The organism is Desulfocicer niacini (assembly GCF_054657595.1).
The window spans coordinates 21,302-45,622 of the sequence record NZ_BAAHYK010000017.1; the positions used below are offsets into that span (position 1 = coordinate 21,302).

Annotated in this window: 18 protein-coding genes and 2 tRNA genes; 7 read left to right on the forward strand and 13 right to left on the reverse strand. The window is 48.8% G+C overall.

Translation table 11 applies throughout. The features are described 5' to 3' along the window. Positions 1-337: 337 nt before the first annotated feature. From guaB to ACYQ2M_RS10775, 3 genes are all read left to right on the forward strand, one after another. Positions 338-1,810: an IMP dehydrogenase gene (gene guaB / locus ACYQ2M_RS10765; RefSeq protein WP_459916344.1), complete on the forward strand. Its 1,473-nt coding sequence runs from the start codon at positions 338-340 to the stop codon at positions 1,808-1,810. A 344-nt stretch (positions 1,811-2,154) separates the two neighbouring features. Next, the gene (dnaE, locus tag ACYQ2M_RS10770) at positions 2,155-5,691 is read left to right on the forward strand and encodes a DNA polymerase III subunit alpha (RefSeq protein WP_459916345.1); all 3,537 of its coding nucleotides are present in this window, start codon (positions 2,155-2,157) and stop codon (positions 5,689-5,691) included. Between the two features lie 33 nt (positions 5,692-5,724). Beyond that, the gene (locus ACYQ2M_RS10775; protein WP_459916346.1) at positions 5,725-6,483 is read left to right on the forward strand and encodes a TerB family tellurite resistance protein; all 759 of its coding nucleotides are present in this window, start codon (positions 5,725-5,727) and stop codon (positions 6,481-6,483) included. 118 nt (positions 6,484-6,601) lie between these two features. On the opposite strand, the gene ACYQ2M_RS10780 is transcribed toward ACYQ2M_RS10775, so the two are convergent. The 6 genes from ACYQ2M_RS10780 to ACYQ2M_RS10805 all read right to left on the reverse strand — a co-directional run bounded on the left by ACYQ2M_RS10780 (position 6,602) and on the right by ACYQ2M_RS10805 (position 11,201). Then, positions 6,602-6,967 (reverse strand): hypothetical protein, encoded by a 366-nt coding sequence (locus ACYQ2M_RS10780; protein ID WP_459916347.1) that lies wholly within the window; start codon positions 6,965-6,967, stop codon positions 6,602-6,604. A gap of 70 nt (positions 6,968-7,037) precedes the next feature. Then, positions 7,038-7,784 carry an N-acyl homoserine lactonase family protein gene (locus tag ACYQ2M_RS10785; protein ID WP_459916348.1) on the reverse strand — a complete coding sequence of 249 codons (747 nt, stop codon included), beginning with the start codon at positions 7,782-7,784 and terminating at the stop codon, positions 7,038-7,040. Continuing rightward, complete coding sequence (locus tag ACYQ2M_RS10790) at positions 7,781-8,173, reverse strand: CGGC domain-containing protein (RefSeq protein ID WP_459916349.1); 393 nt, start codon at positions 8,171-8,173, stop codon at positions 7,781-7,783. Before ACYQ2M_RS10790 ends, ACYQ2M_RS10785 begins: the two co-directional genes overlap by 4 nt. Before the next feature lie 150 nt (positions 8,174-8,323). Further along, positions 8,324-9,745 carry a tRNA (N(6)-L-threonylcarbamoyladenosine(37)-C(2))-methylthiotransferase MtaB gene (mtaB, locus tag ACYQ2M_RS10795; protein ID WP_459916350.1) on the reverse strand — a complete coding sequence of 474 codons (1,422 nt, stop codon included), beginning with the start codon at positions 9,743-9,745 and terminating at the stop codon, positions 8,324-8,326. Beyond that, positions 9,742-10,773 (reverse strand): tRNA 2-thiouridine(34) synthase MnmA, encoded by a 1,032-nt coding sequence (gene mnmA / locus ACYQ2M_RS10800; RefSeq protein ID WP_459916351.1) that lies wholly within the window; start codon positions 10,771-10,773, stop codon positions 9,742-9,744. The genes mtaB and mnmA overlap by 4 nt, the downstream gene beginning before the upstream one ends. Beyond that, the gene (locus ACYQ2M_RS10805) at positions 10,770-11,201 is read right to left on the reverse strand and encodes an NIL domain-containing protein (protein WP_459916352.1); all 432 of its coding nucleotides are present in this window, start codon (positions 11,199-11,201) and stop codon (positions 10,770-10,772) included. Before ACYQ2M_RS10805 ends, mnmA begins: the two co-directional genes overlap by 4 nt. Before the next feature lie 182 nt (positions 11,202-11,383). Here ACYQ2M_RS10805 and ACYQ2M_RS10810 point away from each other — a divergent pair, with 182 nt between their 5' ends. Next, positions 11,384-13,585, forward strand: coding sequence for a serine aminopeptidase domain-containing protein (locus tag ACYQ2M_RS10810; protein ID WP_459916353.1), 2,202 nt, complete (start codon positions 11,384-11,386; stop codon positions 13,583-13,585). 51 nt (positions 13,586-13,636) lie between these two features. Here the strand turns inward: ACYQ2M_RS10810 and ACYQ2M_RS10815 are convergent, their stop codons facing one another. Both ACYQ2M_RS10815 and fusA read right to left on the reverse strand, forming a co-directional pair. Continuing rightward, on the reverse strand, positions 13,637-14,326 hold the full coding sequence (locus ACYQ2M_RS10815; protein ID WP_459916354.1) for a hypothetical protein: 690 nt from the start codon (positions 14,324-14,326) through the stop codon (positions 13,637-13,639). Between the two features lie 213 nt (positions 14,327-14,539). Beyond that, complete coding sequence (fusA, locus tag ACYQ2M_RS10820) at positions 14,540-16,618, reverse strand: elongation factor G (protein ID WP_459916355.1); 2,079 nt, start codon at positions 16,616-16,618, stop codon at positions 14,540-14,542. Between the two features lie 548 nt (positions 16,619-17,166). On the opposite strand from fusA, the gene rsmG reads away from it, so the two are divergent. Next, positions 17,167-17,829: a 16S rRNA (guanine(527)-N(7))-methyltransferase RsmG gene (rsmG, locus tag ACYQ2M_RS10825; protein WP_459916356.1), complete on the forward strand. Its 663-nt coding sequence runs from the start codon at positions 17,167-17,169 to the stop codon at positions 17,827-17,829. Between the two features lie 286 nt (positions 17,830-18,115). Here the strand turns inward: rsmG and ACYQ2M_RS10830 are convergent. The 4 genes from ACYQ2M_RS10830 to ACYQ2M_RS10845 form a co-directional block, all read right to left on the reverse strand. Beyond that, positions 18,116-18,192, reverse strand: a tRNA-Met gene (locus ACYQ2M_RS10830). A gap of 42 nt (positions 18,193-18,234) precedes the next feature. Continuing rightward, positions 18,235-18,311: transfer RNA gene (locus ACYQ2M_RS10835), tRNA-Met, on the reverse strand. A gap of 221 nt (positions 18,312-18,532) precedes the next feature. Beyond that, positions 18,533-19,141, reverse strand: coding sequence for a bifunctional phosphoserine phosphatase/homoserine phosphotransferase ThrH (gene thrH / locus ACYQ2M_RS10840; RefSeq protein ID WP_459916357.1), 609 nt, complete (start codon positions 19,139-19,141; stop codon positions 18,533-18,535). An 8-nt stretch (positions 19,142-19,149) separates the two neighbouring features. Then, positions 19,150-20,466 carry a homoserine dehydrogenase gene (locus ACYQ2M_RS10845; protein WP_459916358.1) on the reverse strand — a complete coding sequence of 439 codons (1,317 nt, stop codon included), beginning with the start codon at positions 20,464-20,466 and terminating at the stop codon, positions 19,150-19,152. A 272-nt stretch (positions 20,467-20,738) separates the two neighbouring features. Here ACYQ2M_RS10845 and purM point away from each other — a divergent pair, with 272 nt between their 5' ends. Next, the gene (gene purM / locus ACYQ2M_RS10850; RefSeq protein WP_459916359.1) at positions 20,739-21,782 is read left to right on the forward strand and encodes a phosphoribosylformylglycinamidine cyclo-ligase; all 1,044 of its coding nucleotides are present in this window, start codon (positions 20,739-20,741) and stop codon (positions 21,780-21,782) included. A gap of 11 nt (positions 21,783-21,793) precedes the next feature. Beyond that, positions 21,794-22,795, forward strand: a complete 1,002-nt coding sequence (gene tsaD, locus ACYQ2M_RS10855) for a tRNA (adenosine(37)-N6)-threonylcarbamoyltransferase complex transferase subunit TsaD (RefSeq protein ID WP_459916360.1) — start codon at positions 21,794-21,796, stop codon at positions 22,793-22,795. A gap of 146 nt (positions 22,796-22,941) precedes the next feature. Here tsaD and ACYQ2M_RS10860 read toward each other — a convergent pair whose 3' ends face one another. After that, positions 22,942-23,982: a glycoside hydrolase family 3 N-terminal domain-containing protein gene (locus tag ACYQ2M_RS10860; protein WP_459916361.1), complete on the reverse strand. Its 1,041-nt coding sequence runs from the start codon at positions 23,980-23,982 to the stop codon at positions 22,942-22,944. Between the last annotated feature and the right edge of the window lie 339 nt (positions 23,983-24,321).

Genomic DNA, 24,321 nt, shown 5'->3' on the forward strand with positions numbered 1-24,321 from the left:
GAAATTTTTCGTATTCAAGCAATCCCGGTACTGAATGTCGGGGATAAATACTCAAGAACAGGCCCGGGGGATTGGGCCATAGGATTATCCGTTTGATTTGTCCTTTGTTTTTTGATATTAAAGCAGATTTACAAAAATGGGGTGACAGGTCGCCATGGTTTTTGATTAATGGGTTCTGCTGGATTTCGGAGTGTGCGTTCCTGCAGGACAGATCTGATTATTTCGGGCATGTTTTTAATGTCGGCCACCCAGGCATTGTTCTGGGTGGCCGACATTAGAGCCATGTCAAAGACATTAAATAAATCGTGATTGAAAAAAATCCCACGGGAGGATAAAAATGGTGAATATTATAACAGAGGACGGACTGTCCTTTGATGATGTACTTTTGCTGCCGGATTACTCTGCAATATTACCCGATGATGTTCAGACAAAAACCCGGTTGACCCGGACCCTTGATCTGAATATCCCCATTGTCAGTGCCGCCATGGACACCGTCACCGAAGCCCGGACGGCTATCAGCATGGCAAGGGCAGGGGGGCTTGGGTTCATCCACAGAAACCTTTCCATTGACGAGCAGGTGCTGGAAGTGGACCGGGTAAAAAAGTCCGAAAGCGGCATGATTGTGGATCCCATTGTAATTTCACCGGAAACCTCTATCCAGGAAGTGTTGACCATCATGGCCCGGTATCGCATTTCCGGTATTCCGGTCACCGAAGGTCCCAAGCTTGTGGGGATTGTCACCAATCGGGATTTGCGATTTGAGACCCAGCTGGATAAACCGGCAAGGGATGTCATGACCAAAGAAAATCTGGTCACCGTTCCCGAGGGGTGCTCCCTGGAAGAATCAAAAAAAATGCTTCACAAGCATCGCATTGAAAAGCTGCTGGTGGTGGATAAAGAGGGGGGGCTGAAAGGGTTGATCACCATAAAAGATATTGAAAAGATAAAGAAATATCCCCATGCCTGCAAAGATGCCATGGGCAGACTCAGGGCCGGTGCTGCCATTGGTGTGGGATCTGACATGATGGCGCGTACCGAGGCCCTCATCCGGGCCGGTGTGGATGCCCTGGTGATTGATACTTCCCATGGTCATTCCCAGAATGTCATGAGCGCTGTGGAAAAAATCAAGCACAGCTTTCCCGATGCCCAGTTAATTGCCGGTAATGTGGCTACGGCCAAGGGAGCCAAGGCGCTTATTGATGCCGGCGCCGACGGTGTCAAGATCGGTATCGGACCTGGCTCCATCTGTACCACCCGCATTGTTGCCGGTGTGGGCGTTCCCCAGTTGTCGGCAATCATGAACTGCAAGGAGATTTCCAACGAGACCGGTGTACCCATCATTGCAGATGGCGGTATTAAATTTTCCGGTGACATTGCCAAGGCCATCGGTGCCGGTGCCCATTGCGTAATGCTGGGCAGCCTGCTGGCAGGTACCCAGGAGAGCCCCGGGGAGATTGTGATTTTCCAGGGAAGAAAATATAAGGCCTACCGGGGCATGGGATCTGTGGAAGCCATGCGAAAGGGCAGCAGTGACCGATATTACCAGCGGGACAGCTCGGAAGATGAAACCCTGGTGCCAGAAGGTATAGTGGGCAGAATTCCCTATAGAGGAACCATTAAAGAAAATATTGTTCAGATGCTGGGGGGCTTGAAAGCCGGTATGGGGTATATTGGGGCCTTAACCATTGAAGATCTCCGTCAGAAGGCAAGTTTTGTCAAAATCAGTGCTGCAGGCCTCAAGGAGAGCCATGTGCATGATGTGATCATTACAAAGGAAGCACCCAATTACAGCATTGACAATATGAAGTAATCACTCTTGTTTACCGTAAATATTCGGCCAGCACCCCATTTTCCCCTATTTTGGCCTGCTCACATACCATTTTGGGTATGCTAGGTAGTCCCCAATCGGCTAAGATGGGGCACTGACCAAACGTATTACAATACCAAACCGAATATTTACTGTTTACCTTCCCCTGGCCCCATGCCGTGGATTTTGAACGGCCCCATGTTTAAAAATTCACAGCATGGGGCCAGGAGAGTTGTCCGTTGATATAACACGCGGTGCTCTAGTTTTTTTCATCGATCCCGGAAAGAACAGGGTCGGGATTTATCAAGAGAAAAACCGGGTTATCGAGTAACAGGATTTCCATCCCCATGACAGAATTCGCATCCGCATCAAAATTTTATCACCTCCATGTTCACACCGAGTATTCCCTGCTGGATGGGGCCATCCGTCTCGATGGATTGCTTCAGCGATGCCGGGACTTTGGCATGGATGCCGTCGCCATGACAGACCACGGCACCATGTTTGGCGCAGCCCCCTTTAATGAAAAGGCCATAAAGGCCGGTATCAGGCCCATCCTCGGGTGTGAAATGTATGTGGCTCCCCGGACCATTGCCCATAAAACCGCCCAGGACAATAAGGCTCTGAATCATTTGGTGCTTCTTGCTAAAGACCGGGAAGGCTACGCCAATCTGTGTAAACTGGCCTCCAAGGCCCAGCTGGAGGGGTTTTACTATAAGCCCCGGGTGGATAAGGAGCTGTTAACTCGCCATAGCAAGGGCCTTATCGCCATGTCTGCCTGCCTTAAGGGAGAGCTGGCCCAGCGGATTCTGGAAAAAAAGATAGATGAGGCCGATGAGGCAGCCCGTTATTTTTTGAAGACATTCGGGGAGGATAATTTTTTCCTGGAGGTGCAGTATAACGGCATGGCCATCCAGGAAACGGTGAACCAGGGTCTGCTGGACCTGAGCCAACGGCTTTCCATACCCATGGTGGCCACCAACGACTGCCATTATCTTTCCAAAAACGATGTCCGGGCCCACGAAGCCCTTTTGTGCATCCAGACCGGAGATACCCTGAACAACGAAAATCGGTTCAAGTTTGATTCCGATCAGCTCTATTTTAAATCCCCCCAGGAGATGATAGACTCCCTGGGACAGTATCCCGGTGCCATAGAAAACACCTGTGAGATTGCATCCCGGTGCCAGGTGGACTTTGATGATAAAACCTATCATTTTCCCCGGTATGAAACCGACACCAATGAAACCGTGGATCAGATTTTTGAACGGCAGGTGCGTGAGGGATTTGAAAAGCGCATGGCGGCTTTGAAAAAGAAAAATCCGGATATTGATGAGAAGCTCTACCAGGAACGCCTGGATTACGAGATCGGCGTGATTCTGGACATGGGCTTTCCCGGGTATTTTCTCATTGTGGCGGACTTTATCCGCTATTCCAATGAGAACGGTATCCCCGTGGGCCCTGGCCGGGGGTCGGCGGCGGGCAGCATGGTGGCCTACTCCATGGAAATAACGGCCCTGGACCCCATAGAGCATGGGCTGATTTTTGAGCGGTTTTTAAATCCCGCACGTATCAGCATGCCAGATATTGATGTGGATTTCTGCATTGAAGGAAGAGAGCAGGTCTATAAATATGTCATTGAACGGTATGGCGGTGGGGACTATGTATCCCAGATCATCACCTTTGGAAAATTAAAGGCCAAGGCTGTTATCCGAGATGTGGGAAGGGCCCTTGGCATTCCCCTGTCCGAGGTGGATATCATTGCAAAGATGGTCCCCGATGGTGCAAAAAACCTGACCCAGGCCATGGAAGAGGTGCCGGCCATTCCCGGCAAGGCCGATGATGATGAGTCCATCCAGGAGTTGCTGGATATTTCCCTGCTGCTGGAAGGATTGCCCCGCCACGCATCCACCCATGCCGCCGGGGTGGTGATTTCCGATAAACCCCTGGTGGAATACCTGCCCCTTTATAAAGGTAAAGAAGGGGAGGTGGTCACCCAGTTTGACATGAATTATGTTGAAAAACTGGGATTAGTAAAATTTGATTTTCTGGGGCTTCGCAACCTCACCGTCATTAAAAATACCCTTGCTTTGCTTGAAAAGCAGAACAAACCCATCCCCGATCTTCTGGATCTTGATTTTTCAGATAAAGAAACCTATGCGCTTCTGGCACGGGCGGATACCACCGGGGTGTTTCAGCTGGAAAGTTCGGGCATGAAAGAACTCATTGCCCGGTTGCAGCCCGCCTGCTTCAGTGATATCGTCGCCTTGGTGGCATTGTATCGTCCCGGTCCCCTGGACAGCGGCATGGCCGACTCCTATGTGGAGAGAAAACATGGCCGGGAAGAGGTGGTGTATCTGTTTCCCGAACTTGAACCCATCTTGAAGGAAACCTATGGGGTAATCCTCTACCAGGAACAGGTGATGAAGATCGCCGGGGTTCTGGCCAATTATTCCATGGCCGATGCAGACGGGCTTCGAAAAGCCATGGGTAAAAAAATTGCCGCTATGATGGAGGAGCACCGTGCCCTGTTTTTAAAGGGGGCCAAAGAAAACAATCTGTGTGAGAAGAAAGCCGCCGAGCTGTTTGATCTCATGGAGAAATTCGGCGGCTATGGATTCAACAAATCCCACAGTGCCGCCTATGCCCTGATCTGTTTCCAGACGGCATTTCTTAAAGCACACTATCCCAGGGAGTACATGGCAGCCCTGATGACAAGTGAAATGAGCAACTCCGACAGTGTGGTCAAATACATGGAGGAGTGCCGGAATCAGTCCATTGAGGTTTTGCCCCCGGATATAAACGAATCCGATGCCGTTTTCACCGTTACCAGCACGGCCATCCGTTTTGGCATGGCCGCCGTTAAAAATGTGGGCTCTGCTGCCATTGATTCCATTGTGGAGGCCCGTGACAGTGGCGGTACCTTTAAAACTATTTTTGATTTTTGTGAACGGGTAGCCCTTGGCAAAGTAAACAAGCGGGTGCTGGAGGCCCTTATTAAATGTGGTGCCTTTGATTCCACAGGTGCCAGGCGCAGCCAGCTCATGGCCACCCTGGAGGACGCTCTGGACCATGGTAATCGTATCCAGCGTGAAAAAGCCGATTCCCAGATGGATCTGTTTGCAGACATGGAAGGAGGCGTTGCGGCTCCCGTAAGCCTTCCCCGCATGCCCGACATTGAAGAATGGGACACCAATGATCTTCTGGCCCTGGAAAAGGAAACCCTGGGCTTTTATATCACTGGCCATCCCCTGGAAAAATACCGGAAAATTCTGGCCACCTACGCCAATTATAATTCCTCCACCATTCATGATGCCATGGATAACATGGGGGTGCGTGTGGGGGGGAGTATTCGGCCTTTGAAGATATTGAAAACAAAAAAGGGAGATCTCATGGCCTTTGCCGCCCTGGAAGACATAACGGGCAGCGTGGAGGTGGTGGTGTTCCCCGAAGCCTATGCGGAATTTCATCAACTGATCTCCGACGAGGTGCCGGTGATTGTCCAGGGTCAGGTCCAGAAAAAGGAGAATGCCGTAAAGCTCCTTGCCGATCGCATTGTGCCGATGGAAATGGCGGAAAAAGAGTGGACATCCAGCATTCTCATGCACCTTCATACCCATGGAGATGAAATGGATGTGCTTGAAAAATTGAAAACCATTGTGGATAGATATCCGGGGGAGTGTCCGGTGTATCTTACCATTCACATAGAAGACAAATCTTCGGTGGTGGTCCAGCTTTCCGAAGCCGATCGTCTGGAACCGGCCCCGGGGCTTTTTAAGGATGTTATGGCCCTTCTGGGGCCAGATGCCATTGAATCGCGCTGTGCACCGGTGAAGACCCGGGCAAAAAAGAAAAAGTGGTATCCCAGAAATGGGAGTGGTGGAAACTGATGATGGCAAGAAACACAAGAAAGGTAGGATGATATGGGATGGCTTGGAAAAGTGGTGGGTGGTACCATCGGGTTTGCATTGGGAGGCCCTATTGGTGCTGTGGCAGGGGCGGCCTTTGGTCATACATTTGATAAAAAAGAGGAATTGTATCTTTCGGAAGGGGAAATATCCCCTAATCTTTCCACGGATGAACAGGCCCAGATGACATTTTTTGTGGCGGCTTTCTCCATGCTTGCCAAACTGACCAAGGCCGATGGCAAGGTGACAGATTCTGAAATTGCCTCCATTGAGGCATTCATGACAAGAGATCTTAACCTTGATGCAGAGGGCAGAAACAGTGCCGTGAATATTTTTCGCCAGGCCCTGAATTCCCCGGAAAGCTTTGATGCCTTTGCTTTGCAGTTTTACCGGGTATTTCGCATGCAGCCAAGAATTATTGAGCTTATGATGGATGTTTTGTTCCGAGTGTCCGTGGCAGATGGTGCCATGTCCCCCCAGGAGGAGGTTCTCCTGCAATCAGCAGCGGGTATTTTTAATATTCATGCCATGGACTATGAAAAAATAAAGGCACGGTATGTAAAGACGGTTAATAAAGCCTATGCCGTGCTCAAATGCGATGAAAACGCCAGCAATGAGGACCTTAAGAAAAGTTATCGAAAGCTGGTGTCCGAATACCATCCGGACAAGATCGCATCCAAGGGATTGCCCGAGGAATTTACCGCCCTTGCCAGTGATAAGTTCCGGGAAATTCAGGAAGCTTGGGAAAGCGTTAAAACCGAACGGGGAATTTAGATTTTTATCTCTGATTTTCGTGTTATTTGGGCAAAAGAATCAGAAAGCATCTTTGGTCCAGGTTAGGTGTTGTGATCAAGTCCGGAATGCCATACGGTAATTGTTTTTTAAATCTTGTCTACCACAGTGTCCACAGGATTTTGTCTCCTTCTTTTTTACCTTTTACTTTTTCCATGTGGCGAAGGGTGGAGAATTCGCGTTCCAGATCTTTTAATTGTAAATCGGCTGTTACCAATTCAAGTAACCGCGATGGCTCCATGGCACCGTTTTCTTTAAGAATTTGCAGGATCTCCTGCTGAATGGGCATTAAGACGCGATGATCACCGGCATGTTTTTCGGTGATTTTGGCGCTGTGTACGGCCCATGGATCACAGGTTTTAATGGGTGAAAGAGCCACCATGTAACAGTCCTCGCAAATACACTGCCCATGATGGTCTCTTTCCTCTCCGGGTTTAATAACTGCATTACAGCGATTACATTTCATATAGCCTCCTTTATAAAGCCAAACGAATAATGAAAAAGATGCCGCCCCAAAGGGCGGCTTTAAACCGAAATCAGGGAATACAATCCACACCTGCAAATTCAGGTTCATGCAGGGGTAGCAAAATATCTGCCATATCCCGAACCTTGAGCATGATATCGTAGGCATCAAAGGCGTTGACAAGGGTTCCCGGCGGAATGACTTCCATCTCCATGGCCCGGATTTCCCTAGGCGGATTGAAATTTTCTTTGATCACGCAAAATCCGGTGATCACGGCCTTGCCCTTTTGTGTATCGATTACCACACTCATGCCGCCATCGGTGTGCACCGGTGTATGCATGCAGGTGATGCCCGGCACCACCTCCGTATCTTGTGTCATGATACGGATCTGGTTATTTTCTTCAACGTCCTCAATGTAATCCTCCAGGTATCGAAAATCAAGGGGATGGGGATTGTGGACCCGCTTGAGTTCCTTTTCATGGACATAAATGGCAGCATTACTGCATTTATAGTCATTCTCACAGTGATCGTTGTGCAGATGGGTGTGGATGATGATATCAATGGATTCCGGGGTCAGCCCAAATCGGGCAAGGCCTGTTTCAAAGGTATAAATTTTTCCACCAATGGCTTTTTCCCGTTCTTTGGACTGGATGGGACTTATCTCTCCGGTGTCCACCAGAATATTTTTCTCCCCTCCCTTGATGTACCAGCTATATATGGGAATTGTGTAAGATTGACCGGCACCGTGCTGATAGGTCATCATGCTTTTATCAAATACTTTTGTGCCCACCACAATGGGATGAATTGTGTAGGTGGTCATGCCGTTTTTTCCCATACCCGGGGTGTATAGTTTGCCGGCAGATGGGCAGAGCCTTTGACGCAGGTTATACCGGTTTCCTGGTGTACCTTTTCAATGATACCGTCAATGTTGTCGCAGAATCCCCCTTGTGCATCCTCCCATTTTCCATCTTTTTTACGGGCAAAGGTGCAGGTGACAAAATGGATGGCTTCCACGCCTTTTGATTTCAGAATCTTTGCGAAATTCACCACATTGTCCCCGGGGCATCTGCAGGTAAAGACTCCTCCGGGAAAACAATTGTCATCATACCGGGCAAAACCCTGTTTCTGATCCATCATGCATTTAAAGCAGCCGGTTAAAGGGCAGCTGCTTTCATTTTTTTCACAGCGAATAAGGGCAGTTTTTGTCATAATGATACCTCCTTTTTAAATTCGATAAAAAGTAAGAGCAGCCTTTATTTGTTGTTTGACACTTTTCCAGACCGTGACCTTGTTGTTTGGGAATCTTTTTAAAAAAATATTAACGACCGGGCTGTATTACAACAGTTGGAATCTGTTGTTTTACGGCTGTAAAATATGCCCTGAAAGCAGGGGAGAATCCACTTGTGTCTGGACATGATCCAGTTGCACGGACAGCACTTTTTTTTTCAGATCATCGGGTCCATCCACCTGAATGGTGAGATAATTGGTGGTCACAGCCTTTAATTTTCCTGTGGCGGCATCTCTTTTCTCCTGGATCACTGCTTTCAGGGATCTACCCACATGGCTTAGCTCAAAGGCCCGGGTTTTTTCTTCACCCAGGCTTCGCATCAGGCTACACCGTTCCCGGATGATGTCCCGGGGCACCTTGTCTGGATAATTAAAGGCCGGCGTTCCCTCCCGGGGTGAGAATGGAAACACATGGAGATGGGTGACGGGAAGGGACTGGATAAGATCAAAGGTATTTTGAAAGGCGGTCTTGGTTTCTCCGGGAAATCCCTGGAGAATATCCACTCCGATGGCGGCCATGGGCATTTTTTTTCGGATTTTAGTAACTAGGTCGGCGAACAGGGCCGTGTCATAGGGGCGTCTCATGCGTGCCAGAATACCATCGTCCCCACTTTGCAGGGGAATGTGAAAATGGTCGCAGAAGATATCGTTGTTCGCCATGAGCTCAATGATGTTATCGCTGAACTCCCGGGGTTCCACGGAACTTAAGCGAATGCGGTGGATGGGTTTTTCCCGGCCAATGTGCCGGAGAAGAGCCTCCAGGGAACTTTTTTTTTCAAAGTCCAGACCATAGGCCCCGGTATGAATGCCGGTGATGATGGCCTCGGCATAACCTGCCTGGTGCAGGGCCCGGAGGTGGGACATTACCTCATCCTGGGGCATGCTCCGGCTGCGACCCCGGGCGTAGGGAACTATGCAGTAGGTGCAGAAGGCGTTGCATCCATCCTGGATTTTCAGGTAGGCCCGTGTATTGTCCCCAGTGACTGCCGGGGAAAAACAATGAAACTGGGTGTCCTGGCAGGCCGTGGACTCGGGATCTTTCAGGTTTTTAAGGCCTTCTTGAACCACAGACGTCTCCCTGGAGCTGGAACCATGAAGGTTTTTTTTCGGACTTCCGGGGAGAGGGCAGCGTTCTTGATTCAGATTCTCAAAGCGGCCAGATGTCAGGATGGCACCTGCAATGCTGAATTTGTCTTTATGACCAATGACATGATCCACTTCTTTGATTTTTCTGATTTCATTGGCCGCTGTCTGGGCATGGCATCCGGTGACAATGACTCTGGCCCCGGGGTTGCCCCGGATGATGCTTCGGATTTCCTGGCGGGACTGCCGGGCAGCCCGGGCGGTTACGGCACAGGTGTTGATGATACACACGTCTGCCTTTTCGCTTTTGGGGGTGGGGGTCCATCCATGGGCCGCCAGTTCCGATGCAATACCGTCGGATTCATATTGGTTGACCTTGCATCCCAATGTGGTGATATAAAATAAATTCATTGAATAATTCCCGCCCCGATTACCCTGTTTTCCAGATAAAAAACAGCTGCCTGCCCCGGGGTGACGGCATGTTGCGGCTGGTTGAATCTTACCTGGATGCCATGGCAACAGGGTGTCAGGCGCGCGGTTTCTCCTTTGTGGCTGTATCGAATTCTGGCTTCAACGGTCATGGGCTCTTTAAGGGGGGTGGGCAGCAGCCAGTTCACCTGGTCTACCCAAAAATGCCTTTCCAGAAGATCTTCCTTGAAGGTCACCACCAGAAGATTGTTTTTCATGTCGATTTTTTTGACATAATAGGGGGCAGGTCCCGGGCAGTTCAATCCCCGGCGCTGTCCCACGGTGTAGCGATGCAGACCATTGTGTTGTCCCACAATGGTCTTATCGGGGGTGACAATGGCACCGGGGGCAAAGGCATCTTTTTCAGCACGGGAAGCAATAAATCCGGCAAAGGAGTCTGCTTTGATAAAACAGATATCCTGACTTTCTTTTTTTTCAGGAGGGGTCAGTCCATTGGCCACAGCCAGTGCCACCACAGCCTGTTTGGTCATCTCTCCTAAAGGAAATATTGCGTTTTTCAGCTGATCCGTTGAAAGCATGGCCAGAAAATAGGATTGTTCTTTGAGGATATCCATGCCCCGGTAAAGGGCGGGGTTGCCCTTATCATCGTCGTGAATCCGGGCATAATGACCCGTTGCAATGTGAGTGGCCCCCCGTTGTTTTGCCGCCTTTACCAATGCACCGAATTTGATGGTGCGGTTGCAGATAACACAGGGGTTGGGGGTCTGGCCGGAAAGATAGGTGCTGGTAAAGTAATCCACCACATGGGAGGTGAAGGCTGCAGACAGGTCAACGGTGAAAATTTCCAGGTTCAGCTGTCTGGAAAGGGCAGTCATGTCAACAGGATGGGCTTCATACCCCGTTGTGAAATGGATACCAAACAGGTCATCCCGGGTCTTTTGCCGGAGTAGAAAGGCGGACACAAGGGAGTCCACCCCCCCGCTCAAGGCAATGGCAATGGTTCTTTTCACTGAAACATTTCTTCGGCGTTTTTGGAGTAAAGTCCCATGGCACGGGTGGGGCAGGTGACTATGCACAGTTCACACACGGTGCATTTGTCCTTGTCATAAATGACTTCCATCTCCGGTCGTTTCACATAAAGGGCCTGGGTGGGGCACACGGCTGTGCAGGCACCGCAGTGAGTGCATTTTGAGGTGTCCCGCCAGATTTCCTGTTCGGCTGAGCTGACCCGGACCCCTTGATTTTTAAGGAATTGAACCCCTTTTTTATAATTGTCCCGGGTGCCGAAAATCTCAAGAACCATGTAACCATCTTTACTGTTGGACACCCTGGCACCAAGGATGTTGAACAATAGATCGAATTTTTTGGTCAGGTAGCACACCACAGCTTTTTGTGCCACATCCGGTGGAAAATGAAGAATTAATATCTTAGAGTACAAAGCAGTTCCTCCGCTTTTTTGAAATAATTTTTTGACAAAAAGATAATTTAAGAAATATTATGGTTGCGGTCAAGGCTTATATTTGTGCACTGTGTTTGAAAGCTGGTTATTTCGATTTTAATAAATGAAAAGTTGAGCATCTTTCATCTTACCCACAATCTACCTCTTCAGAGACTGAAACTGTGAACAGATTTGCTTATTACATGTCCAGCTATGCGCTTAAGGCCTTCACCGGTTTGTCAAAAACCCGGGTGACCCTGCATGGCCAGGAAAATATTCCCCAGGGTTCCGTTGTTTATACCGCTAATCACTTTACCCGCATTGAAACCATTTTTTTGCCCTATTACATCCATGCCATTACCAAGAAACCCGTGTGGTCCCTTGCCGCAGCAGAGTTGTTCCAGGGAGGCCTTAAGGGAACTCTGGAAGCCATGGGGGCGGTGTCCACCAAGGACCCCCAACGTGATTTTCTAATTGTCAAAGGCCTTTTGTCTGGTGATGCGGAATGTATTATCTTCCCGGAAGGGCTCATGGTGAAAAACAAGAAAATTCTGGTGGATGAGGGTTTCCATATTCACCAGGATGGCGAGTTTCAAAGACCCCATACCGGAGCTGCCACCCTGGCACTTCGAACGGCCTTTTACAGGGAACGCCTTCGCCGGATGAAATCCATAAACCCAAAAGAATACCAGCGGTTGCTGACATGCTATCAAATAAAATCCCCGGAAACCGTGTGTAAAAATGAAACCTATATTGTGCCGGTGAATATCACCTACTACCCGATGCGGGCCAGGGAAAACCTGTTGAGTCGCATTGCCCAGAATATGATGGAAAATCCATCCCCGCGTATGATGGATGAACTGATGACCGAAGGCACCATGGTATTTTCCGGTGTGGACGTGGACATCCGTTTTGGGAATCCCATTGGGGTCAAGGATCTTTTTTTCAACGGTTTTGTGGAAAGTGATGTGACATCCAGAAGACCGGTGGAATTTTCTCCCCGCCTGAGTTCAAACCACGTGATACGTAAGGGGGCTCTGTGGCTCATGCACGAATACATGTCCCGGGTGTATGGCATGACCACCCTGAACTATGATCATATTTTCGCATCCCTGTTAAAATATCTGCTCGATGGCGGCCGGGGCATTGATACCTATGATTTCCGCTGCCGGGCATTTCTTGCAACCGCCGCCTGTACCATGTCCATGCATTGCCATTTTCACAAGAGTCTGTACAGCAATCAGGTGCATTTACTCATTGATGATCGATTTAATCGCTATGAAGATTTTATGCAGGTGGCCAGTGAAACGGACATCATTGAGGTCAAGGGCAATAAAATTTATAAAAATCAAGCAAAATTTTTTACTCATTCGGAGTTTCATTCCGTGAGAATTAAGAACCCGGTGTCTGTCATTGCCAATGAGGTGGAACCCCTTGTGGCATTGCAGGATTATTTCCAGGCATTGGCATTGAAATCCACCGGGGATATTTTTGACCAGGTCCGGGAGCGCATTCTGGAAAAGCATTTCAGTGAATTTGAAACGGATTTCATGGAAACGGCATCACCTGCAACTATCCGGGACAAGCGCATGGGACGGCCCCTGCTTCTTAAAGGTAAAGATATGGAACGAGGAGTGGTGTTGCTCCATGATTATCTGTCATCCCCCGGAGAAATGGGTGGATTGGCAAGAAACCTTAATGAAAAAGGGTTTACCGTGTATGTGCCCCGGTTTAAAGGGCACGCCACATCCGTGGAGGATCTTGTCAAAACCACCTATGAAAAATGGCTGGAATCCGCAGAGGAGGGCCTTGTGGTGATAAGGCATCTATGCCGGGCTTTTGCCGTGGGAGGCGTGGGGATCGGTGGACTTATTGCCATATATCTCCAGGCAAAGGCTACGGATTGTCAGGCCTTTTTTGCAGTGGCACCACCCCTTCGCATGAAGGATTTTTCGGACGCCTTTGTGTCATCTTCGGGATTGTGGAATCAGGTGATGAAAAAAGCCGGGATGAAATCCGATGATGAATCAACGGGGCACTATGTCCCTGCAAATCCCCGGGTGGCCTATGATAAAAATCCGGAGGCTGGAATGAAGCAGGTGGAGGAGCTTATGGAGCAGGTGGAACCTCTTTTGAAAAACTTAAAGGCACCTGGACTGATAGTACAGTCCCGGGAAAATCCCATTGTTGATGTAAGGGGCAGTGAAAAACTGTTCAACAGGGTGGGGTCGCAGCTAAAGGAGTACTACCTGTTTGATACCAGGCAGCATGGGCTGCCCTGGGAAGATTCCCAAAAAAGTGCACGGATGTTCGGGGCCATCTCCAGATTTCTGATGACAGTGATGAACCCTGTTCATCCGGAGGAAATTTCCCCGGGTCCTTAGAGATCTTGGTTTAGCCCATGGACCCGGAGAAACTGTAACTGAAGGGCTTGATCAGGATTTCATCATGGTTGCCGGATCAAGGAGAAAGGTTCTGTTTTCACTGTCTCCGTCCTTGAGCACAACAATTTCAATCTTATCATCCTGGGGATTGAGAAAAAGGGCTTTATCAAAACGCTCTTTGACCTTGTCCAGCTGGGGAGGAAATCCCTGGTCTGTCAGGGGTTCTTCCCGGTGACTTTGGATGGAAAACCATGCACTGATGGAAAAATCAGCAGTGAGGGTTGCCAGTTCATTTAAAAGATCTGTATTGTCATTGTCAAAATTAATACCGTCAATGACCATCATGGCAGGCAGTTCCAGATTCTCTTTTTTCAGGGTGGTCAGGTATTCGCGAATGTTATCTGAAGAAAAGGATGCTTCACTGTAGCTGATGCCAAGCTTCCCTGTGTCAATGTCTTCCCACAGGCGATTGGCTTTGATGGGATCAATGTAACCGACACTGTCAATGAGGTTGGTATATCCCTCTTTGTATCTGATGTTTATTTTGTCAATGGCTTCGTTAAGGCTGATATGAATGGTCTTTTTACCATCCAGCAGCCAGCACAGGGCAATCTGGACAAGAAACTGTGTTTTTCCAACACCGGCCCTTGAGATCACTGCTCCAAAACGTCCACTTTCAAGATTCTCTTGACCCAGTATTTGAATGACCGGGCTTTTGGGGATGAGATCTTTTCTCAGCATTTTTTCCTCTCTTTATGTATTCATAAGAAATCCAGAACTGCCAGCGTGGAGCCTTTGATTTGGATTTCATTGTTTATCATAACCGTCTTATGTTTATTAGCAAGGCTTAAAAGCACTTTGTTTTTTTTGTTGAGGTAAAATCCTGTTGAAAGGACATTTCCCCCTAATAATCTAAAGTGCTTTTGACCTTATATAAAGTTATATCAGGGATGTCTATTTCTTCTTTTCTTCTTCTCTGGCTTTTATGATTTCCTCGGCCACGGACTGGGGCACCTGCTTGTAGGTGGAAAATTCCATGGTGAACTGGGCCTTGCCCTGGGTGGCGGATCGAAGAATGGTGGAAAATCCGAACATCTCAGACAGGGGAACCTGGGATTCAATCACAGACATGACACCTTCTTCCTGGGAACCCTGGATGATTCCCCGGCGCTGGTTGATCAGCCCCATGCAGGAGCCCTGAAATTCATTGGGGGTTTCGATGACTACCTTCATGATGGGCTCATGGATAACGGGTTTCGCCTTCATGTACGCTTCCAGAAAACCACCCCGGGCAGCTGCCTGGAATGCCATTTCAGAGGAGTCCACCGCATGGAATGCGCCATCCTCCAGGGTAACCTTTACGCCGGTAACGGGGAATTCCATTTTGGGCCCCTTGGCCATGCAGGATTGAAAACCCTTTTCGCAGGAGGAAATAAACTGGGTGGGAATACGTCCACCGGTGACCTTGTTGGAAAATTCAAATTCTTCTTCACAGGGTTCCATGAAACCGGAAACTCGGCCATACTGACCGGAACCACCGGTCTGTTTCTTGTGGGTATAGTTGAACTCGGCTTTCCGGGTGATGGTTTCCCGGTAGGCCACCCGAGGTTTGCCCGTAATAACTTCTGCTTTGTATTCACGCTTCATACGCTCAACATACACCTCCAGATGAAGCTCTCCCATGCCCTGGATGATGGTCTCATTGGTTTCTTTGTCCACATAGGTTCTGAAGGTGGGATCTTCTTTGGTGAAACGGTTCAGAGCTTTGGACATGTTGATCTGGGACTTGTTGTCCACCGGTTTAAGAGACAGTGAGATAACAGGCTCCATGATGTGCATGGAAATCATGGAGTAATTGATGCTCGGGCTGACAAAGGTGTCACCGGAGGCGCAGTCAACGCCGAACATGGCACCGATATGGCCTGCGGGGATTTCATCAATGTCTTCCATTTCAGAAGAGTGCATGCGGATAAGACGTCCCACCTTCACCTTTCTGCCATCCCTGGAATTGATGACGGTGTCGCCCTTTTTGAGGCTGCCCTGGTATACACGGATGTAAGTGAGCTGGCCGTATTGACCGTCTTCAAGCTTGAAGCCAAGTGCCACGGTGGGTTTGTCAAAATCGCTTGAGAGGTTGACCGTTTCTTCGTTGTTGTCCAGGTCTATGGCCTCATTTTGAATATCAATGGGGGCAGGCAGAAATTTGATGACGGCATCCAGAAGGGGCTGAACTGCCGTGTTTTTGTAAGCAGAACCCATGAAAACAGGGGTCATCTGCCGGGATATGGTGCCCTTGCGAACGGCATCCACAATGAGTTCTTCGGTGATCTCTTTGTCTTCGAGAATGGCATCTGTCAGATCGTCGGAATACATGGATGCGGCATCAATCATGATTTCCCGTTTTTCCTGGGCTTCTTCACGCAGCTCTTCGGGAATTTCCTTGACGACTACATTTTCTCCATTGTCACCCTCAAAGTAATAGGCCTGCATGGTGATGAGGTCCACCACACCCTGGAGGCGGTCCTCAAGGCCGATGGGAATCTGCATGAGTACGGAATTGTGTCCGAGTTTGTCCCTGAGTTGTTTGGCCACCCGGTAGGGGTTGGCACCACTTCGATCACATTTGTTTACAAAGGCGATGCAGGGAACCTGGTAACGTTTCATCTGCTGGTCAACGGTGATGGACTGGGACTGTACACCGGAAACAGAGCACAGAATCAGGACCACGCCGTCAAGTACCCTCAGGGAACGTTCCACCTCCACGGTGAAGTCAACATGGCCGGGGGTATCAATGATGTTGACATCATTTTTTTTCCATTCACAATGGGTGGCGGCGGAGGCGATGGTGATACCGCGTTCCTTTTCAAGCTCCATGGAGTCCATGACGGCACCGGCACCATCCTTTCCTCTGACTTCATGGATTTGATGTATTCTGTCTGTATAAAACAAAATTCGTTCTGTAAGGGTTGTTTTACCTGAATCAATGTGGGCACTGATTCCGATATTCCTGACTCTTTTTAAATCCTTTAACATGATCACTAAATCCTTTAACTGAAATTAATACACAATTCAGCTGTCACCATTGCCCGCCATGGGGAAATCCGGTGAAAATTGTCTGTGTTGCCTTAAATCGTTTTAATATTGATAAATGAAAGTTGCTCTGCTATTATCAGCTTTTTCAGGTACTGAAAGTACATTGTAAAAAATTTTGTTATTATAATTAAATTGGACAGTGAAGTCAATACAAAAAGGTACCTTTTGATTATCTGTCCGTGATGGACTTTTGCCGGAGCGGATATGCCTGTCATTTCTTTTTTTGGGGGGGGGGGCTTGGTCATAACCTGGGCCACTCGTCATTATTGGGGGATTACAAGGTAAGGCTTGTGTTATTGTGTTTTTGACAACTATCTGTGTTTCAATGGCAATAAATAAAAGTGTTAAGAACCCAAGCCATACCTCAGTCCCATGTGGACCATGTTGTGAATAAGCTCCTTTTGGGGATGAGGCGATGTTTTAAAATGTTGGCTGATTTTGTGCCGTCTTTGGTAAGGTCTGGGATATAATACGGGTTTGTCGGGGGCATGGTGATAAAAGAATTTGATGAGGAGTGGAAAGCGTTGGTGGCCCGGGGGGCTGAGTCCATGGGTCTCAGCCTTGATGATGCCCGGCTGGATGCCATGGCCTTCCATGGAGCTGAGCTCATAAAGTGGAATAAAAAATTTAATATCACCGCCATTACTGACCCCCATGAAGTAGCGGTGAAACATTTTGTGGATGCCATGGCCCTGGTGTCCTTCGTGCCCCGGGGGGGCACCTTGATTGATGTGGGTTCCGGCGGGGGATTTCCAGGACTTCCATTTAAGGTGTGTAGACCGGATGTTCATGTGGTCATGGTGGACGCTTCCCGGAAAAAAATAAGCTTTATAAATCATGTTATCCGCATGTCTGGTTTAACCCATGCGGAGGGTATTCATTCCCGGGTGGAAGACCTGGGAAAAGATCCTGCATTTTCAGGCCGGTTTGATGTGGTTGTCTCCCGGGCATTCACGGCCCTGGGGCGTTTTGTGGATCTGTCCCTTCCGTTGCTGTCAGATACGGGAATGGTGATTGCTATGAAGGGGAGATTGTCCCATGGGGAGTTGGACGGTCTCGGGTCGTCCGGTGTTCATGTGGAGGTTGATCGGTATCATCTGCCCTTTGGAGATCACCAGAGATCCATTGTGCGGGTACGTCTTGGTCTTTGATTTAAATGCCTTAGTTGCAGCATCGTCCGTTTTTATGGGAAGGTTTCATTGCTTGGTCTTGATCACAACATGGCCCATTAATTTGGATGGCTGGTTCATGTTGTGACCAGGCGCCATCGCTTTTACTGATATTAAAGGCATAATGACCAAACTCTGACTCCCATTGGTCTGTCAATGTGACGGCTGACAGATGCTGCGCTCGGGTTAAGTAAACCAAATAAAAAAGGTCAACCTGATTCAGGCTGACCTCAATATCTATTGTCTTTATTTTTTTGCATCTGTATCTTGGTAGCGGGGAGAGGATTCGAACCTCTGACCTTCGGGTTATGAGCCCGACGAGCTACCAGACTGCTCCACCCCGCAACACAATTTTTTAATGCATATCTTAGCTATAAAATTACTTGTTGGTAGCGGGGAGAGGATTCGAACCTCTGACCTTCGGGTTATGAGCCCGACGAGCTACCAGACTGCTCCACCCCGCAACAACCCGATAAAAATAGAGTAAAGCGGTGTACAAGTCAAGCTTTTTTTTGTTCTCAGGAATTTTTTATTATCCCTTAGGTTTTTTTTATGTAAATTCAATCAGTTGTGCTCTTTGGGAGGAATATTCAAAAAACAGGTGAAGGGAATAATGGTGTGTATTAGACCCTTGATTTGATTTTGGATGGTCCCGGCAGCAGATCCTGTCTGGCCGGGGCCTTTGTCATGTCATGGGCAAAAGGGTGGATAGTTTTGCCTTGAGTTCATCATAATTTCTGGTGACGTCCAGTTCGGGAAACTCTTTTATTACATTGGCCGGGGGGCAGAACAGGAATCCGTGATCTGCGGCCTTCAGCATGGCGGTGTCATTGTAGGAGTCACCAAAGGCAATGGTTCTGTAATTCAAAGCTTTGAAAGCCTTGATGGCATTTTTTTTCTGGTTGGCCTGTCTCAGGTTGTAATCCGTGATGCTGCCATCGGGGCCAATGGTCAGGCTATGACACAGCAGGGCCGGATAGTTGAGCTTTTTCATCAGGGGCCTTGCAAATTCTTCAAAGGTATCTGACAAGATGATGATCTGATTTCTTTCCCGAATCCAGTTCAGCGTTTCAAGGGCCCCATCCAGGGGGTCCATGGTGGCAATGACATCTGTAATGTCCTTGAGTTTCAGGCCATGGGCTGCCATGACCGAGAGTCTTTTCTGCATTAATACATCATAATCAGAAATATCTCTGGTGGTTAGTTTTAATTGTTCAATGCCGGTTTTTTCGGCAACGTTGATCCAGATTTCAGGGATGAAAACCCCTTCCAGATCCGAGCATATGAGATTCATTTTTTATCCTACTGATCGCTGTCTTTGTCTTCTATTCGAATGATTATAGGTGTTTCCGGTATGGAATCCAGGGCGGCAATGCCGGCCAGGGCATTTTGAACATCCTCTTCCTTTGCGATGTGGGTGGTCATCACAATGGGTACTGTGCCGTTGGATTTTCGGCCCTTCTGGTGAACGGACTTGATGCTGATGCCGTGATCCGCCAGAATGCCCGATACCCGGGACAACACACCGGGCTGGTCCAAGGCCGCCAGGCGGATGTAATATCCGGTGTGAATATCGGCCACCGGTTTTATGGGAATGGCTTTAATGCTGGTTGCGGGATAGCCCAGAATGGGCACACGCTGCCCGTAACCGGAAATAATGTTGCGGGCAATGTCCACAATGTCGCTGACAACGGCGCTGGCCGTGGGCAGCATGCCGGCCCCGGCCCCGTAGAGCATGGTCTGACCTGTGGCGTCCCCTTCAATGGTGATGGCGTTCATGGCTTTGTCCACATGTGCAAGGGGGCTGTCCAGGGGAATCATGGTGGGGTGCACCCTTGCTTCCACGCAATCATCTTCATTTTTGCTGATGGCCAGCAATTTGATGCAATAGCCGAATTCCCTTGCAAATTCAATATCCATGGGGGTAATGTGGGTGATGCCCTCCACATGGATATCTTCAAGATTAATTTCCATGCCATAGGCCAGGGCCGCCAGAATGGCAAGCTTGTGGGCCGAGTCATGTCCTTCCACATCCAGAAAGGGGTCTGCCTCGGCATAGCCCTTTTCCTGGGCCGCCTTCAGAGCCTGATTAAAGGGACATCCCTCTTTGGAAATTTTGGTCAATATATAATTGCAGGTACCGTTGAGGATGCCGGTAAAAGATTTGATGCGGTTGCCCACCAGGGATTCTCTGATGCTTTTAATCACGGGCATGCAGCCCCCACAACTGGCCTCAAAGGCATAGTCCACCCCATGGTCCGTGGCGGTTTTGACAAGATCATTTCCATGGGCTGCAATCAGGGCTTTGTTGGCAGTCACCACATGCTTTTTATTTTCGAGGGCCTTTGTGGTAAATGTCCGGGCTATGTTTTTTCCACCGATGAGTTCCACCACAATATCTACATCCGGGTCGTTGATTACCCGGGATGCATCGGAAATAAATACCCCGTCTTTAAAAGTGATGCCACGGGGGGTATGGGTGTCTAAGTCTGCCACATATTTAAGGTTTATATTCACACCGGTACGAGATGTGAGCAATGCATGGTTTTCCATGAGGAGCTTTGCGACACCGGTTCCAACAACACCGCAGCCCAGTATGCCTATATTAATTTTTTTCATTACAAAATCTCCTGAGGTTTGATTGTAACCCAAGGCTGATCCCGTTGGGCCACCGACACTGTAGCTGCAGTTGGTGGGGTGATCATGCCTGAAAAAACAAGTTCGTTGCGTGTAAATCCGCGGTTAATATAGAAATGAAATACATGATATGCTGCTCGATGTCAAAAAGGTTTTGACAATTGGAGAGAATAAGTTTAAAATTTTTGACTTTAATTTAATCTATATATAGATGCAACAAAAATACATGCAATAAAACCTTAGGAGTGAATCAGATGGGTGAGTCCATAACCTATGCCGATGCAGGCGTTGATATTGATAAAGCCAATGACCTTGTCGGCGTCATTAAAAAGCTTGCAAAATCCACACCACGAACCGGTGTAATGGGAGAAATCGGTGGCTTTGGCGGCCTCTATTCCCTGAATTTATCTAACTGCTCCAATCCAGTGCTGGTCAGCTCCACAGATGGAGTGGGTACAAAGCTTAAGATTGCCTTTAAAATGGACCGCCATGATACCATCGGCATTGATCTGGTGGCCATGTGTGTCAACGACATTGTTGTGCAGGGGGCCAAGCCGCTTTTTTTTCTTGATTATCTTGCCATGGGTGCCCTTGATAATAAAAAGGCAGCTAGTATCATTGAAGGCATTGCCAAGGGATGCTGTGAAGCCCAGTGTGCCCTCATCGGTGGGGAAACTGCTGAAATGCCCGGGATGTACCAGGGTGGGGAGTATGATCTGTCAGGCTTTTCCGTGGGTATTGTGGACAATGCCAAGATTATTGACGGTTCAGAGATTCGCAACGGTCATAAACTAATCGGCATTGCTTCCAGCGGGGTGCACAGCAACGGGTTTTCTCTGGTACGTAAGATTTGTTTTGATGCCTGTGGATACGAGGTGGATACACATATCCCCGATCTTGGTAAAACCCTTGGCGAAGAGCTGATAACCCCCACCCGCATTTATTGTACGACCTTGCTTGGGCTTGCCAGAGATCTACCTGTGCATGGCCTTGCCCATATCACCGGTGGCGGCATTGATGAGAATATTATCCGGGTTATCCCCGATGCCTGCAAGGTTAACATTTTCAGGGACAGCTGGGATATTCCACCGGTGTTTACCTTTCTGCAGAAGGCTGGAAATGTAACGGACCGGGAAATGCATCGTACTTTTAATAATGGCATCGGCATGATGGTTGTGGTGCCTGAAGAAAGTGCACAGGAGGTACTTGATCGTCTCAGCGCCATGGATGAAAAAGCCTTTCTCATGGGTGAGGTGGCTTCAAGAGAAGCCTCGGACCCCCAGGTTGAGTGGGTATAACGCCGGATATCATGATAATTCTTGGTATTGAATCCTCCTGTGATGAAACCGCAGCCGCAGTGGTGGAAGATGGCTGTATTATTCGTTCTTCCGTTGTCTCCACCCAGGTGGAAGTGCATCATAAATATGGTGGCGTTGTTCCGGAACTGGCATCGCGAATGCACATGGAAGCCATATTTCCCGTTGTCAGCCAGGCCATTGAAACCGCCGGTATTTCCATGAATGACATTGACGGGGTGGCTGCCACCCGGGGACCGGGACTGGTGGGTGCTCTTCTGGTGGGATTTTCCTTTGCCAAAGCCTTTGCCTGGGCCCGGGGGATTTCCTGGACCGGGGTCAATCACCTTGAAGGACATATCTATTCTGTTTTTCTGGGAAAAACGCCTCCCAAACCTCCCTTTGTAATCCTTCTGGCCTCCGGTGGCCACACCAACATCTATCATGTCACCTCCGCCAATGATTTCCAATTGATGGGACAGACCCGGGATGATGCCGCCGGTGAAGCCTTTGACAAGGTGGCAAAGATGCTGGGGTTGGGATATCCCGGCGGGGCTGTCATTGAACAGTTGGCCCAGCAGGGAAATTCCGACCGCATTCGGTTTCCCAGAAGCTATCTCGACAAAGAAGGTTTTGATTTCAGCTTCAGCGGTTTAAAATCCGCCGTTGCTCGGCAGGTGCAGCTGTGGGAAGGGGATTTGTCCCGCCAGGATGTGGCGGATATTGCCGCCTCCTTCCAGGCTGCTGTACTTGATGTTCTTTCCTTTAAACTCATACATGGTGCCATGGCAAGGGGATGTACCACTGTGGCGCTGGCTGGTGGTGTGGCAGCCAACACAGCCCTTGTAAGGCGGGTGGCAAAGGATGCCGCCGACAGAGGAATGACCCTTGCATTGCCCCCTGTGTCCCTTTGTGGTGACAATGCCGCCATGATCGCTGCCCGGGGTCATCGACTTATTCAGGATGGGGTGTTTTGCCGGCTTGACCATGATGTATTTTCCCGGACCCGGATATAGTTTTACCCCTCCCTCCCAGGTGTCGTAATCACCCCTCAAGAAGAGTTATGGTACAGCTGGCTAAGGTCATCACCATTACGCTTATTGGAGTTTCTTTTTCCACTATTGTATGGAGGTTCCAAAAGACTTACGCCATGCTGTAATCGTCAAGCCTCAGAGTGGGCCTTCCCATTAACCGGCCACAGTTCCGGTGCCAGATACTGTCTTTTTGTGTTCAGAATCCTTCGCATCGATGTGATTCCATGTTTATACATGGTTTCATCCCTATCCATACATTTTCGTGTTTCCACAATGGCCGTTTCTATGTCAGGGCCACTGTGGCAGATCAGAAACATGTCAATGCGGGCCTTTAATATGCGCTGAACCGCAGTGGGTATATCGTATGTAATGGCTTTCATGTCAAGGTCATCGGTCATTACAATCCCGTCGTATCCCAGCTGATCCCTCAAAAGTGTACCGGCAATTTTAACAGACAGACTTGCTGGCCATTGGGAATCAAGCCCGGTATAAAGGATATGGGACAGCATGATGCCTGAAACCTTGCCGTTTATGGCCGCTTTAAATGGGATCAGGTCCGTGTGCATCAGGTCTTCTTCGGGGGTTTCAAGCACCGGAAGATGGAGATGGGAATCCAGGGTGGTTCTGCCTATGCCGGGGAAATGTTTGGCCACGGCCATGATGCCCTGTGCCTGAAGGGCATTGATAACGCCCATGCCCAATGCGGCAACCGTGTCCGGGCTTCCCTGAAATACCCGTTGGGTCATGATCCCTTTAAATCCACGGGGAACTGTGTCCATCACCGGCGCAAGGTTCATGTTCAAATGAAGTTTTTTTATGAGGATTGCCATTTCTTCACCAAACAGGGCAGCTTTTTCCGGACTGGTTATGGACGGTGTGCCCTCGAATTCTCTGAACATCGGCCTTTTAAGGCGGGCCACCTGTCCCCCTTCCTGGTCAATAGCCACAAAAAGCGGCGGGCAGTTGCACTGGCGGGCAAAGGTCTGGGCGTTTTTACACAACCGGGCCACCTGGCTGGAATCTACCACATTCCGGGTAAAAAGGATGATGCCTCCTACCCTTAGATCATGAATGAGAAATTTAAGTTCATCGTCCAGATCCGTGCCGTCAAAACCGGCCATAAGTCTTTGTCCTGCAAGTGCTTTAATGGTCATATTTGTTTCTATCATGATTTTTTTATCCCCTGGATGAAATCCCTACACCAAGAACACTAATATAGCGTTGTATCCTGGTATATTCCTTTCCGTCAATGGGTTTGATGGTATTATCAAGATTGATTAAAAGTACTGCCTTCCTGTCACAATGCAACGTAGGGAGTCAGCAATTTTTAATTTACCGTTTTAGCCGGGGTAGCATTCATGGCATATGAGCAACTTGGGCTTGAAAGATGGCAAATTAAAAAGATCTGACTCCCTTAGGTTTTCCCATCACAATTGGTGGGCCAATGGGGTAGGACTTGTGCGATTGGGCTTTTGACAACTATCTGTGTTTCAAAGTTAATTTTAGCA